Here is a 13,182-nt window from a genome sequence, read left to right as displayed (position 1 = left end):
TCGCCCTTCAGGCGCCGAAGCCGACCTGCCAGACGGTGACGGGGACGGCGAGCAGCAGCAGCAGCGCGAGAGCCACGACGCCGCCGTCCCGGGTGAGAAGGCCCGCCGCAAACAGGGCGATCACGCCGGACGCGATCGACCCCGACGTGGGGATGGCCTCCAGGAGCGGCATGAACAGCGTCAGCCCGAGGATCAGGATGAGGGGGAGAAAGATCCACGGCCGATGAAAGAGGATGGTCAGGCGCCGCTTCAGGAAGCGTTCGACGAAGCGGACGGGACGGCGCAGCCAGGCGATGCCCTTGCACAGCTTCTCCGTGGCGAGCCGGCGGCGGGTGATGAAGCCGGGCAGCCAGACGCTGTCGCGTCCGGCGATCATCTGGACCACCAGGATGAAGACGATCGCGCCGACCAGCGCCGTCAGTCCGGGAATGGCGCTGGCCGGCGAGGTGGATATCAGGGAGAAGACCAGCATCAGCGAGGCGAACGAGGACCGGCCGAGACCGTCGATCACTTCTTCCACTGCGATGCTGTCGCCGTGCGCCGTCTTCTCCAGCCGGTCCAGGACCTCGCTGAGCGCCCCTGTGTGCTCTTTGCCCATGCGTCACCTTTTGCGCTACGCAACGCGCCTGCGCGGCTCCGGTTCCGGTCGCTTCGGCTCTCCCTGCTTCTTCGCGGAAAGATCCCGAGGGCTTCAGCGGGATGTCATGACCGGTCAGGTAGAGGACTGCCCATAGCCCTTTTTTCGGAAGGATCAGATGACGCACAAGGACCTGGCCACCCAACCGGCCGCCGACGAGAGCGTGACCGTGCTCATGGCGCGGGACGTTGCGGTCCTCCCCGCGGCCGCCACCTGCGCCGAGGCGATTGCGAGCCTGGCAGGGCAGGCCGGGGCCGAGACGATCTACCAAGCCTGCGCCACCGATGCCGAGGGACGGTTCGTCGGACTCGTGTCGCTGCGCCGCTGCCTGGCGGCTGCCGGCGGCGATGCCCTCGCGTCCGTCATCGAGGCGCCAGCCTTCACCCTTGGGGCGGCCAACGAGGTACGCCAGTCGGCCAGCGCGCTCCTGGAGGCGGGCACCGAGGCCGTGCCCGTGCTGGCGTCGGACGGATCCGTTGCCGGGCTTCTCACCATCGAGCGCGCTCGGCGGTTCCTGCTGGAGGAAATGGAGGAGACCAGCGAACATTTTGCCGGCATCGTCGGCGAAGTGGCGGACGATTATCTCGACCACACGGTGTGGAGCGACTATCTGCGCCGGGTGCCCTGGATCCTCGGGCTGGCGGTCGCGGGGCTGGCGGCCGGCTACGTGGTCCACGTCTACGAGGACGCGCTCGACGCGCTGGTCATCCTGGCGCTCTACATGCCGATGGTGGCCGACACCGGCGGCAACGTCGGCACCCAGTCGGCGAGCCTGGTGACGCGCGCGATTTCCGTCGGAGACATCACCATGCGCGACAGCGCCCGCATCCTGTGGCGGGAGACGCGGGTGTCGCTGATGATGGCGGCGACGCTGTTCACCTTCGCCTTCCTGAAGGTCTACCTGATTTCCAACTCAGCCGACGTGCCGCTCGGGCTGTCGATCTCCGACATCGGCTTCGCCATCGCGCTGGCGCTGGCCGCGCAGGTGGTGTCGGCGACACTGGTCGGCGCGCTGCTGCCGCTCGTCGCCGTTGCGGCCCGCCAGGATCCGGCGGTGATCTCCGGGCCGGCGCTGACCACCATCGTCGATCTGAGCGGCCTGATCCTCTACTTCACCATCACCGCCTACATGCTCGGCCTGCCGATGCCGACCTGGTAGGGCGGCTGAGGCGGTGGGGCTCACTGTCCTGTGGCGGCGAGGGCGGCGTCGCGCGAGGTCATGCGACCGAGGGAGAAGGCCAGCGTGGAAGCCGCAACGAGGGCGGCGGCATGGGCATCCGCCTGGGCCTGGCGTGCGTCGAGGAGGCCGCTGTCGGCGGCGGTGGCATCGGTGATGGTGCCCACGCCGCTGCGGTAGGAGGCGAGCGCCGCGTCGTAGGTGACATTGGCGGCCTCGGTCAGTTCGCGGGCCGCGGCAAGCGCGGCGAGCGCGGTCCTGAGCGTGTCGCCGGTGATCACGATCTCACGGGCCGCGGCATCCTGGGTTTCCGTGAAGACCTGCCGGGCGCTTTCCGAGAGCGACTTCGCCTCCTCCAGCTGGGCCCGTCTCAGGCCACCGGAATAGATCGGCAAGGCCACGCCGACGAGCACACCGGCTGAGGTCGTCTGCTGGCCAAGGCCCGGCAGGCTGTCGACGGAGAAGCTCGTATTGTTGTGGGCGGCGATGCCGCTGAGATAGACCTTCGGCATGAAGTCCGCCTCGGACGCGCGGATACCGGCCTCGCTTGCCTTCATGCGGGAATAGGCGGCGAGGACGTCCGGCCGCTGGGCCAGCGCCGCCCGGATCATCTCCTCCGTCGGCTCGCCGACCGAGCGCGGCAGCCGGCGGCTGGCGACGTCGCCGACCCGGATTTCGGTCATCGGCGAGACACCCATGGCCGCCAGCAGCCCCTGGTAGGCGTCGCGCCGGGCTCCCTGCGCTTCCACCACACGAAGCTTGGACTGGGCCACCTGCTGGCGCGCCTGGGCCACTTCCACGCTGGTGCCGAGACCGCGCTCCTTGCGGCTCCTCGCGGCGTCGTCGATGAGCCGGCTGTTGCGCAGCGCCTGCGCGGCCGCGCGCTCGCGCGCCTGGGCCGCGCCGTAGCGGTAGTAGGCGGCGGCCACCTCGTAGATGACGCGCTGGTGGGCGCCGGTGAAGGCAACGTTGGCGGCAAACGAGTTCTGCCGCGCCACATCGGCGTTGGCCCGGCGCTGGCCGAAATCGAACAGCAGCCATTCCACCAGCACGGCCGGAACGACGCCCTCGGTGGTGGTGGTGAAGGAATCGATGCCGGTGATGTTGTCCGGCAGCGGGGTGCGGACCTTCTGGGCGCCGCCGATCACGGTGGCGGTAATGGTGGGCAGGAAGGTCGCCTCGGTCATGCCCACGGCGAGGGCGGCCTGCCGTGCCTCCTCCCAGGCGATGCGGGTGCGCGGATTGTTGCGCGCCGCGATGTCGATGAGTTCGGGGAGCTGGTAGGTGTGACCGACCTGCAATTGCGGTGGCGGGTCGAGCACCGCGGCGGCGGGATCGGGCGGGGCGATGAAGTCGCGGCTGCCCGTGCGCGGGGGCTGTGCGTCGTCGCCGGCGGGGAGCAGGGCGGGGCCGGTGTCGGCGGACGGGCTCCAGGGCTCCGACGGCGAGGCCGGTGCGAGCTTCAGCGCGTTGTCGGCGCAGCCGGAAAGCAGCCCAACGAGGGCAAGGGCTGCGAGACAGGAGCGCACGGCGGGGGCGCGGCGGAGACCCATTCAGCCAACCACCAGGGTTTCGATGCGGCCGATGCCGTCGCCCGCTGCGGTGCCGGGCGCGGGGGAGTCCGCCGCAGCGGGCGGCGAGGCCATTGTTTCCTCAAACCGGTCGGCCGCAAGGGCCAGCCGCTCCGCGAGCGGTGTGAGGTCGTTGTCGGAAACGGCAATCTCCGGGGCAAGCGCGCCGGCGGCGCCCACCAGCGCGGCGAGACGCCGGACCTCGGCCGGGTCCGGCTGCTGGCGCCGGGGCTCGAAGGGCAGCAGGAACAGGCCTTCCCGGGCCTCCCCCAGGGCGACGGCCGCGGCGGCGATATCCTCGGTACGGGTATCGCGCGCCGCCGATGGAACGGCTGCCGCCCGCGCCAGGGCGCGCAGCGCCTCGGCGAGCTTCTCGCGCACGGCGGCGACCGCGCTGCGCGGCCAGAGGCCGGTGAAGATCACGTAGATGATGGTGTTGCCGAACAGGATGCCGGCGATGCGGTCGCCGGCGTTGCTGAGGTCGGTGCTGGGGCCGAATCCGGTCAGGATCGTCAGCAGGAAGGCGAGGCCGATCTGCACGCCGGCATAGGAAATGCGCTCGCTGCCCGCCGCCACCCAGCCGGCGACGAGGATTCCGCCGAAGACCAGCACCATCAGGCCGCCGATCGACGCAAGCTGCGGGATCACCCAGATCATCGCGGCAACGCCCATCGCCGCGCCGATCAGGCAGCCGATGATGCGCAGGGCCAGCTTGTGGACCGTTTCCCCGGTGGTGCCGAGGGCCGCGACGTAACAGGTGATCATGGCGGTGTGTATGCCATCCCAGCCGATCCCTGTGTAGATCAGGTAGCAGATCATCGCCGCGGCGGTGGTCTTCAGGGCGTAGCGCTGGTGGTCCGGGTTGGTGAAGGCGTCGGCGGCGAGAAAGGGTGGCTTCTTCGGCACCGGGCGGGCGCCACCGTCGGCTGCGGCAAGGCCCGACAGCGCCTGCCAGGCCAGGGCTTCGGCTGTGGAGGCCGGCGATTCCGCGCGGACCGGGCAGGCCGGGCGCCGGCCCGCGACGATGTCGGCCCGTGCGATGCGGGCCGCGGCCGCCAACCGCCGCCGCGCCATGGTGGCGTCGGGGGCGAGCGCGGCGACTGCCGTCATCAGCCGGTAGCTCGTCTCTACCGCGCCGGCGAGCCAGTCCGTGCGGGCATCCGGAGCCAGGTGGAGCAGGCGCGCGGTCTGTGCCTTCTTCGCGAGGCCGTCGTTGCCCTCGATGAGCAAGGTATCGAGCGCGATGTCGTCGTCCGGCCGATCGAGTGTTCGGGCCGCCGCGTCCAGCCGGTCGGCGATGCGTTCTGCGACGAGGCTGTGCGGCCCCCGTCCGACCACCAGCAGGAAGCCGATCATCAGCACCATCGGCATCACCGCCATCTCCCAGGCGTACTTGAGCGCCTCGGAGCCGACGATGCCGGCGGGGATGTCGCTGGACAGCGTCATGATGAAGGCGATCACCAGGCCGATGATCGCGCCGGTCTCGCCCAGCGACGTGGCGGACGCGAGATAAAGCGCCACGAAGGTTGCTACCGCCATCACGACGAGCCGCGCGAAGGCGGAATCCATCGTGGCCGTCATCAACGGTCCCATCACCGCGACCACCACGGTGGCAAGCCCGATCAGCCCGACCGCCTGGCCGATGGTCTCGCTGGCGTCGGGGCGCATCAGGAAGATCACCAGATAACAGCTGATCGCCGCCTCGGGGATCCGGTAGAGCATGGCCGTCGCGGTCACCAGTGCGCAAAGGAGCGCGATCCGCCAGGTCATGCCGAACCGCCCGGGAAAGGGGCGCAGGTCGTGGACCGCGCGGGCGAAGATGGCGGGCCAGGTGGCCTCAGCAATCGGTGTCATCGTGCACCGTCGCGGTGGCCGAGGCCCCCATCCGCATCAGCTGCTCGGGCGGATCGAAAAGGCGGATGCGGACAGGGAAGCGCTGCGCAACACGCACCCAGTCGAGCGACCGTGGCACCAACGGAAGGCCGCTCGGGATGTTGATCATCTGCTCGGACGTGACGCCCCAGCCGGTGCTCTCGACGCGCCCCCGAATGGCGACACTGCGATCGGCGAGGGCGTGGACGGTGGCGCATCGGCCGACGGTGATGCGGCCGAGTTCGGTCTCCACGAAGTTTGCGGTGGCGTACCAGCTGGACGTGTCGATCAGCGTGAACAGGGCTTCGCCGGGCAGCACGAACTCGCCGGTGCCGACGGTCAGGCCGGTGACCCGTCCGTCATGAGGCGCCCGCACCACCGTGGAGGCGAGCTCGTGTTCGGCGATGGAGAGGGCGGCCTCGCGGGCCTGAACGAGCGCCTGGGCGGCGGCGGGGTTGCCGATGAGCGCATCGGCGGCCTCTGCTTGACGCTGCGCCTCCCGGAGACTGATTTCAGCGTCCCGTTTCGCGGTCGTTGCCGTGCCGACCTCCTGGGCGCTGACATAGCCTTTCGGCTCCAAGGGAAGCAGCCGGTTCAGGGTTTCGGTCGCATAGGCGAGATTTTCCTCGGCGCGCTCCACCTGGCCGACGGCAATGTCCGCGTTGCGGCGCTCCACCTCGATCTCACGACGCCGGTCGGCAAGGGCGGCCTCGGCGATGGCGAGATCCGCCGCGGCCTGGTTGACGGCGAGCTGGTAGGGGTTGGGATCGATGCGAAAGAGAATGTCGCCCTTCTTCACCGCCGCGTTGTCGGAGACCGGAAGCTCGACGACGCGGCCCGCCACGGTGGAGGAAATGTGGACGAGGCTCGCGGTGAGGACCGCTTCCTGGGAGAGCGGATTCAGGCGCGCGTCGTAGAGATGGTTGCGGACCAGGATCGCGGCCGCAATTACGATGACGATCGCAACGATCGCACCGCCCACTTTCGAGGCGTGGACCCGTTCGCTCATGCCGTCAGCGCCCGAACACGAGGTTGGAGATGGCGAGGCCGGCGATGGTCGCGACGGCGATGTAGACCAGCAAGCGAGCGGGCAGCGCATCGTCGAGACCGATGCGCACAAAGATCACCCGCACGACAATGGCGAGGGCAATGCCGGCGAAGGCGGACAGCAGCCAGGACGGGAAGAACGCGCCGAGGAAGGGCACCGCCGGCGCCGACGGCGTGCAGCCGGCGACGGCCGTAGCGCCGAGGAGTGCGGCGAGCGGGACGGGGCGGCGGCGAGCGGCGTTTCGGATCAAGCGGCACTCATCCATGCGCGGCCTGCCGGCTTTCGCGCATGAGAAGGAGCGCGCCGACGAAGAAGCAGAAGGCGCCGAACCAGAGGTTCAGGTTGCTGACGAGCGGGATCCAGCCGGCCTCGGGACCGGACGGGAACCAGGCCATCGTCGAGGCGATCATGAAGGCGATGCAGCCGACCAGGTTGATCGCGGTGATCTGCCAGTCGAGGTCCTTCGGTCGCCAGCTCAGATAGGCGTGACCGGCCTCGATATAGGCGAGGTAGGCGGACACCAGGAACAGCACCGATCCGATCATGCCCGGCAGCCAGATCACCAGGTCCTGAAGGACCCAGCCCGTCGGCGCGGGAAGGGCGTCGAAGGTGTTGAAGTTGAAGGCGACGGTTCCGACGAACTGGGCAATCGTGGACAGCCAGCCGGGACTTTGCGGCTGCCAGCCGATGAGGCGGATGTGGCGCTCCGGGTGGGCCGGCGGCTTGCGATCGAGCGGTGCGGCGTTGGCGGACTGGAAGTGCTGGAGATAGCCGGCGGTGGTGAACGGAATGGAGCCCAGGAAGAAGACGATGTTCACCTGGAAGGCCGAAAGCGCGATCCCGAGTTCCTGCAGGAGCGTCAGGAAGCAGCCCGCCATGAACAGGAAGGCCCCGACGGCGAAGACCGCGCCGGTGATCCAGTTGTAGCGGCGGGTCTGCCAGAACGGCGCATGCGCGGGATCGAGCCCACGCGTGTGATGCTCGAGGCCCTTGCGGTGCTGGCGTGCGCGCCAGACGATCAGCCGGCCGCGATGCCGGTACCGCCTGAGCGTCACGAATGGCCAGGGGCCCGTGGCGAGATGGTGTTGATGGTCGGGACGGGGCGGGATGGTCCCGCCCGCGTCCGCGCGTTTGCCGGTGGTCACGGTCAATGGTGGAAGCCGGACGCCTCGTGCTTGCCGAGCGATTCCTGGATCGGATGCGCCTCGAAATGGGCGATCGCATCCTTCATGTGATCGATCAGCAGCGAGCAGAGGTCGAAGCTGACGCCGTTGCGCACCAGGATGCGCTGGATCGCCTGCTGCTCGCAGTTGGCCGGCAGCGTGTAGGCCGGCACCTGCCAGCCACGCACCCTGAGCCGGTCGGCGAGATCGAACAGGGTGAAGCCGGGCTCCACGCCCTCCTTCATCTTCCAGGAGACGCAGGGGATGCCTTTTTCCGGATCCCCGTCATAGACGACCTCGAACGGCCCCATCCTGCCGATTTCCTGGGCCAGGAACGCCGCGCTCAGATAGCAGGCACCGTGGATCTTGCGGTAGCCGTCGCGGCCGAGGCGCAGGAAGTTGTAGTACTGGCAGACGATCTGGCCGCCCGGGCGGGAGAAGTTCAGCGCGATGTCGCGCATGTTGCCGCCCAGATAGTTCACCCAGAAGACCATCTCTTCCGGCAGGTCCTGCTCCTCGCGCCACAGAACCCAGCCCACGCCCAGCGGAGCGAGGCCGAACTTGTGGCCCGAGGTGTTGATGGAGCGCACCCGCGGCAGGCGGAAATCCCATTCGAGATCAGGCGCGCAGAACGGCGCGAGAAAGCCGCCGCTGGCGCCGTCGACGTGGATCGGGATGTCAAGGCCGGTGCGGGCCTGCAGGTCGTCGAGAATGTCGCTGACCGCCTTCACGGGCTCGTATTCGCCGGTGAAGGTGACGCCCAGCGTCGGCACCACGCCGATGGTGTTCTCGTCGCAGCGCGCGAGCACCTCTTCCGGCGTCATCATGAACTGGCCGTCCTCCATCGGGATCTCGCGGTGCTCGATGTCCCAGTAACGGGTGAACTTGTGCCAGCAGATCTGCACCGGGCCGGTGATCAGGTTCGGCTTGTCGATGGGCTTGCCCTCGGCCTTGCGCCGCGCCTCCCAGCGCCGCTTCATGGCCAGGCCGCCGAGCATGGCCGCTTCGCTGGAGCCGGTGGTGGAGCAGCCGACGCCCGCCTCCGGGTTCGGGGCGTGCCAGAGGTCCGCGAGCATGCGCACACAGCGGGCCTCGAGCTCGGCCGTCTGCGGATACTCGTCCTTGTCGACCATGTTCTTGTCGATGCAGTCATCCATCAGCCGATGGATTTCCGGCTCCTCCCAGGTCTGGCAGAAGGTGGCCAGGTTCTGGCGGGCATTGCCGTCCAGCATCAGTTCGTCGCGCACGGCGGCGTAAACGCGCCGGGGATCACGCTCGGCGGCGGGAAAGCCGCTCTTGGGCAGGGCGTGCGAAAGCTCCTGCGCGCCGTAGGTTTCGTCGTAAAGGGCGGCGTAGCGCTCGGTGGCGTCGTCGTTGGCCATGGCTGTCTCGCTTCAGATCGCGTTCTGGAAGGGTGGATCAGTCTTGGCGCAGCGGCGCCAGGAGTCGGAGGCGGTCGGATTGGCGTCGGCGGCCTTCTCCAGGGGAACGACCGTCGGTTCGCCAAGGGCCGCACACGCGGCGAGGTCGAACCGAACGAAGTTCAGGCTGCGATAGTCGCGGACATAAAAGCATCGGCGGGCGAGGTCGGAAAGGCTTGTCCAGGCGGTGAACTCGGTGGCGTAATCGGTCGTCCCGTCCTGGGCGAGGCCGGCCACCTCCAGGTGGCCGCCGCCTTCTTCCGGATAGTCGATGGTGGCGCCGCGCGGCCGATCGAAATTGTTCATGATGTGGGCGAGCGCCTGCACCGCGAGATCCGGGGTCGCGGCCTTCTCGGTGTAGTGGGCGTAGTAGGCGGCGCGCACGAAGCGGCCGACCGAGGTGTTGGAGGCCGGGAGAGCGGCGGTGGCGATGCCGGAATCCGGCTGCACTGCCTTGTAGGCTCCGAAGGTCGTAGCCGACCGGTCGACGTTGGTCAGGTGCGTGTAATTGTCGAGATTGGTCAGGTGCCAGTCGAAGCGGGGACCGTTGGTCATCACCCCGACGGGGTTGTCGTAGACGGTCATCTCCCCGCTGTGGAATTCGATCACGATCGACGCGCCGCCGGCGTCGTGGACAACGTAGTGGAACGGCGATTCCACCCCGCCCAGGATCGACAGAGCTTCCAGCATGACCGGCTGATCGGCCAGCGCGGCCTTCAGGTCAGCGACGCGGGTGAAGCTGCCCAGCGCCCAGCTGCCCAGGTCCGACGCGGAGAGGACCGCGCGCGTTGTCTCCACCGCCTGGTGGCCGCCGCCGGCGGAAGGGTAGGACAGGACGGAAAAGGTCAAACCCTCGGTGTTCATGCCCTCCAGAACCTTCATGTCACCGATGCCGAGCGGCGTGTCGGCGGTCGGGATCCGGCCGGGCATGGCGATGGTGAGGAAGGCGTAGCGGCCCGTGAAGGTGAAGGCCGGGTGGCCATCCATCTCGGAGGAGAAGGGCATGCCGGCCGGGAAGAAAACGAGCTGGTAGGGCAGATCGACCGTCAGCTCGAGAGTTCGGCCGAAATAGAAGCGGCCGGCCTTGTCGCTATAGAGGAGGGAGGTGCACATGACGCCTTACTCAATCCAGTCTGGGGGATGGTGATCGCCCGGGCCTCAACGCCACCTTTGCGTGGAGGGATAGCGAAGCGGGCGCGGCCAGACACCCCCCGCTTCTCCTAGAAGCGCAGGGTCGCGCCGATGATCGGTCCGCCAAGTTCAAGGTCGAGGCGGGTGTCGCCATCGTCGTAGTCGAGCGCCATGTGCCGGTAGCCGGCCGACACGTAGAAGGCGTCCGAGATGCGGTAATTCAGCGTGGCGAAGGCCTGCCACGTGGTTCGGCCGTCATAGCCTCCGACATCGGCGTAACCGATCACCGACCAGTCGGGGGCGAATTCATAGCGCCCGCGCACGCCGACGATCGGGTCGACCCATGAGAGGCCGCGGCTGGTGGAGGCACCGAGCGCGTAGGACGGCGCGATGCGGGCCTCGGCGGAGGCGGATGCATCGATCTGCCAGGCGCGCAGGCCGCCCACGATGTCAAGGGCACCTTTCGGCTGGGCAGCCACGCTGTAGCCGGCCGTGAGGGTCTGTGACGTCTGGGTGAGGTCGCCCTTGACCGAGACCGGAACCGGAAGGACGCCGGTGATCGACCCGTCGTCGGAGAGCGACACCCAGGTCAGGTCGCCGCTGACCACGAAACGCTTGTAACGGGCGCTGGCGGTGAGGAAGAAGGCACCGTCGAGCCGATCGAAGATGTCGCCGAACGACATGTCGCTCTCGAAGGTCGGCCCCCCGGCGCGCGGCCGGATCTCGGCTTTCGATCCCGCCCCCCAGAGATAGGGCGTGACCTGGAAGCGCCAGTCGTCATCGGCCGCAGCACCTGCGGGAGCGGCCAGCAGAAGGGCGAGCGCGCCGGCTGTGGCTTTGCGCCTCATGGCCTTGTGTCCTTGTAGATAACGCCGTCCTTCATGATCATCCTGAGATTGGTGTCCGGATCGGAGAGGAAGTCGAGGCTTGCGGTCGGGTCGCCGTCGGCGACGAGAATGTCGGCGAAGGCGCCGGGTTCGATCACGCCGAGCTTGCCGTCGTAGGGGCTGCGCGGACCGGACAGGCGCAGCAGCTCGCCGTTGCGGCCGGTGGCGGTGGCGAGCAGGTCCAGCGCGTCGTAGAAGCGGGTGAGCTTGGCGAGCTGGCGTCCCTGGCTCGGCAGGTTTTGCGGGCTGAACAGGATGTCGGTGCCCCAGGCGGTCTTGACGTTGAAGGCCTTTGCCATCTCGTAGGCGCGCACCGTGCCGCGGGCGACTTCCTCCTGCTTGGCGCGGGCGTCCGGACCCGACTTGATGTTGGCGTCGTCGTCGGCAAGGAACGGCTGAAGGCTCCACCAGACGCCTTCGTCGGCCATCATGCGAGCCGCCTCCTCGTCGGCGAGCTGGCCATGCTCGATCGACTGCACACCGGCGCGGATGGCGCGCTTGATGCCGGGCGGCGTGTAGACGTGCACCATGACGTAGGTGTTCCAATCGCCCGCCGCCTGTACGCCGGCTTGAAGCTCCTCCAGCGTGTACTGGACCGTGTCGATCGGGTCATAGGAGGAGGTGACGCCGCCGCCGGCCATCAGCTTGATCTGCGACGCGCCCAACATCAGCTGTTCGCGCACCCGCTTGAGCACCTGGGCGCGACCGTCGGCGATGGCGGAAACACCGACGCGCTCGCCGTAGCTGATGTCGCCGAAGCCTGCCGGCACCTCGTGGCGCATGCGGAAGTCGCCATGACCGGAGGTCTGCGAGATCATCGCGCCGGAGGGATAGATGCGCGGGCCGGACACGATGCCCTGGTCGATGGCCCGCTTGAGGGCGAAGGACGGGCCACCGGCGTCGCGCACCGTGGTGAAGCCGCGCATCAGCGTGCGCTCCGCCTCGCGCCCGGCGGCGAGATAGATGTAGCCGACGTCCGCCGTCATGGCCGTCAGCTCGGTGATGGCGCACAGCATGGTGTGCCAGTGGGCGTCGATCAGGCCCGGCATGGCCAGCCGCCCGCCGCAGTCGATGATTTCGGCGTCGTCAGGGCGGTCGTCGCGGCCGGGGAGCCCGACGATCCGGTTGCCCTCGACGAGGATCGAGACGTCGCCGCGTGGGGCGCTGCCAAGACCATCGAAGAGCCGCAGGTTGGTCAGGAGCAGCGGCCGATCGGACGGGCGCGGCAGAGCCGACTGCGCGGCGGCCGGGCGAAGGCCGAGAAACGGCGCGACGCTGGCTGCCGCCGCGCCGACGAGCAGGGCTCGCCTCGAGAGGTCGGCCTCTACCTTCTGTGATACGGCGCGGGCAGCGGCACCACCGCAATCGCACGGGCCGTGATGGTGTGGTGTGTGGCGATGCGGGCCGCCTACGCCGGAGTTGCAGGCCGCCGTTTCACGGGAATGCATCGTCATCAGAGTGCCCCAAAACCAAACCCGAGCGCCACGCGACCCCGCGCGCGCCATCACCTGCCGCATACAGCACTCTCGTCCTGGAGCGTCAATGCACAGCTGTGAGTGGGCGCGGGGCAGTATTCTTTTCGGTGCAGTATCTTATTACCATGTATCGGAGCTTGTGACGGTCTGTAGCCCCGACATTGGCTGTTCAAAAAAGAATCCTATTCCAAGATTATTTGAAGACTTTACCGGTTTTCCTGGCACTCTTGATTTGATAGGGCCGAAGTCAGGAGTTTGCGGGTGGGCGGTGCAATCGTTCGACTGGATCAGGCCTGTCTGTTCCCTCCGAAATCCAGGGTTTGGGAGAAGGTCCCTATGAGCGAGCAAGACGCGGGAAGTGACAATCCGTCGCCGTCGGAATTGATCGACGCGCGGATCGAGGGGCTTGGAGACTGGCGGGGCACGATGCTGGGACGAATCCGGAGCCTGATCCACAGCGCCGATCCGGAGGTCGTGGAGCAGGTGAAATGGCGCAAGCCGACCAACCCGAACGGTGTGCCCGTGTGGGAGCATGCCGGCATCCTGTGCACCGGCGAGACCTACAAGGACAAGGTGAAGGTGACCTTCGCCAAAGGCGCCGCGCTCGATGACCCGGCAGGCGTCTTCAACGCGAGCCTGGACGGTAATGCGCGCCGGGCGGTCGACATTCGGGAGGGGGATGTTCTCGACGAGGCGGCCTTCGTCGGGCTTGTTCGCCAGGCGGTGTCGCTGAATGTATCCGGCGGCCGAAAGTAGCGACCCGGCCAGAACCGGCCGCGCCGGATACAGAGGGACGGTGC

At 68.2% G+C, this 13,182-nt stretch carries 12 protein-coding genes; 2 read left to right on the top strand and 10 right to left on the bottom strand.

The window, feature by feature from the left end; translation table 11 throughout:
• Positions 1-7: 7 nt before the first annotated feature.
• Entirely contained in the window at positions 8-598 is a 591-nt protein-coding gene (locus tag C507_RS0104310) for an exopolysaccharide biosynthesis protein (RefSeq protein WP_018698430.1), read from the bottom strand.
• Between the two features lie 157 nt (positions 599-755).
• Here C507_RS0104310 and C507_RS0104305 point away from each other — a divergent pair, with 157 nt between their 5' ends.
• Complete coding sequence (locus C507_RS0104305) at positions 756-1,796, top strand: magnesium transporter (protein ID WP_018698429.1); 1,041 nt, start codon at positions 756-758, stop codon at positions 1,794-1,796.
• 20 nt (positions 1,797-1,816) lie between these two features.
• Here the strand turns inward: C507_RS0104305 and C507_RS0104300 are convergent, their stop codons facing one another.
• The 9 genes from C507_RS0104300 to C507_RS0104260 all read right to left on the bottom strand — a co-directional run bounded on the left by C507_RS0104300 (position 1,817) and on the right by C507_RS0104260 (position 12,361).
• Entirely contained in the window at positions 1,817-3,367 is a 1,551-nt protein-coding gene (locus C507_RS0104300) for a TolC family protein (RefSeq protein ID WP_018698428.1), read from the bottom strand.
• Positions 3,368-5,239: an FUSC family protein gene (locus C507_RS0104295; RefSeq protein ID WP_018698427.1), complete on the bottom strand. Its 1,872-nt coding sequence runs from the start codon at positions 5,237-5,239 to the stop codon at positions 3,368-3,370.
• Complete coding sequence (mdtN, locus tag C507_RS0104290; RefSeq protein ID WP_018698426.1) at positions 5,223-6,266, bottom strand: multidrug transporter subunit MdtN; 1,044 nt, start codon at positions 6,264-6,266, stop codon at positions 5,223-5,225. Before mdtN ends, C507_RS0104295 begins: the two co-directional genes overlap by 17 nt.
• A gap of 4 nt (positions 6,267-6,270) precedes the next feature.
• Positions 6,271-6,555, bottom strand: coding sequence for a YtcA family lipoprotein (locus C507_RS0104285; RefSeq protein ID WP_018698425.1), 285 nt, complete (start codon positions 6,553-6,555; stop codon positions 6,271-6,273).
• 7 nt (positions 6,556-6,562) lie between these two features.
• Positions 6,563-7,360 carry a hypothetical protein gene (locus tag C507_RS0104280; RefSeq protein WP_245559646.1) on the bottom strand — a complete coding sequence of 266 codons (798 nt, stop codon included), beginning with the start codon at positions 7,358-7,360 and terminating at the stop codon, positions 6,563-6,565.
• A gap of 92 nt (positions 7,361-7,452) precedes the next feature.
• Positions 7,453-8,850, bottom strand: a complete 1,398-nt coding sequence (gene gad, locus C507_RS0104275) for a glutamate decarboxylase (protein WP_018698423.1) — start codon at positions 8,848-8,850, stop codon at positions 7,453-7,455.
• A gap of 12 nt (positions 8,851-8,862) precedes the next feature.
• Positions 8,863-10,002 (bottom strand): linear amide C-N hydrolase, encoded by a 1,140-nt coding sequence (locus tag C507_RS0104270; protein ID WP_018698422.1) that lies wholly within the window; start codon positions 10,000-10,002, stop codon positions 8,863-8,865.
• Positions 10,003-10,109: 107 nt separating this feature from the next.
• The gene (locus C507_RS0104265; protein WP_018698421.1) at positions 10,110-10,868 is read right to left on the bottom strand and encodes a porin family protein; all 759 of its coding nucleotides are present in this window, start codon (positions 10,866-10,868) and stop codon (positions 10,110-10,112) included.
• Positions 10,865-12,361 carry a metal-dependent hydrolase family protein gene (locus tag C507_RS0104260; RefSeq protein ID WP_245559645.1) on the bottom strand — a complete coding sequence of 499 codons (1,497 nt, stop codon included), beginning with the start codon at positions 12,359-12,361 and terminating at the stop codon, positions 10,865-10,867. The genes C507_RS0104265 and C507_RS0104260 overlap by 4 nt, the downstream gene beginning before the upstream one ends.
• A gap of 357 nt (positions 12,362-12,718) precedes the next feature.
• Here C507_RS0104260 and C507_RS0104255 point away from each other — a divergent pair, with 357 nt between their 5' ends.
• Positions 12,719-13,138: a DUF1801 domain-containing protein gene (locus C507_RS0104255; protein WP_018698419.1), complete on the top strand. Its 420-nt coding sequence runs from the start codon at positions 12,719-12,721 to the stop codon at positions 13,136-13,138.
• The last annotated feature ends 44 nt before the right edge of the window (positions 13,139-13,182 follow it).

The sequence above is a fragment of the Amorphus coralli DSM 19760 genome (genome assembly GCF_000374525.1).
In the GTDB taxonomy this organism is placed as follows: domain Bacteria; phylum Pseudomonadota; class Alphaproteobacteria; order Rhizobiales; family Amorphaceae; genus Amorphus; species Amorphus coralli.
This window is presented reverse-complemented; position numbering and strand designations above follow the sequence as displayed.

What these genes read in the sequence shown, in the direction of transcription:
- C507_RS0104305 (WP_018698429.1), top strand. Translation starts at nt 756, where the DNA reads ATGACGCACAAGGACCTGGCCACCCAACCGGCCGCCGACGAGAGCGTG.
- C507_RS0104265 (WP_018698421.1), bottom strand. Translation starts at nt 10,868, where the DNA reads ATGAGGCGCAAAGCCACAGCCGGCGCGCTCGCCCTTCTGCTGGCCGCT.
- C507_RS0104300 (WP_018698428.1), bottom strand. Translation starts at nt 3,367, where the DNA reads ATGGGTCTCCGCCGCGCCCCCGCCGTGCGCTCCTGTCTCGCAGCCCTT.
- C507_RS0104270 (WP_018698422.1), bottom strand. Translation starts at nt 10,002, where the DNA reads ATGTGCACCTCCCTCCTCTATAGCGACAAGGCCGGCCGCTTCTATTTC.
- C507_RS0104310 (WP_018698430.1), bottom strand. Translation starts at nt 598, where the DNA reads ATGGGCAAAGAGCACACAGGGGCGCTCAGCGAGGTCCTGGACCGGCTG.
- gad (WP_018698423.1), bottom strand. Translation starts at nt 8,850, where the DNA reads ATGGCCAACGACGACGCCACCGAGCGCTACGCCGCCCTTTACGACGAA.
- mdtN (WP_018698426.1), bottom strand. Translation starts at nt 6,266, where the DNA reads ATGAGCGAACGGGTCCACGCCTCGAAAGTGGGCGGTGCGATCGTTGCG.
- C507_RS0104260 (WP_245559645.1), bottom strand. Translation starts at nt 12,361, where the DNA reads ATGACGATGCATTCCCGTGAAACGGCGGCCTGCAACTCCGGCGTAGGC.
- C507_RS0104295 (WP_018698427.1), bottom strand. Translation starts at nt 5,239, where the DNA reads ATGACACCGATTGCTGAGGCCACCTGGCCCGCCATCTTCGCCCGCGCG.
- C507_RS0104255 (WP_018698419.1), top strand. Translation starts at nt 12,719, where the DNA reads ATGAGCGAGCAAGACGCGGGAAGTGACAATCCGTCGCCGTCGGAATTG.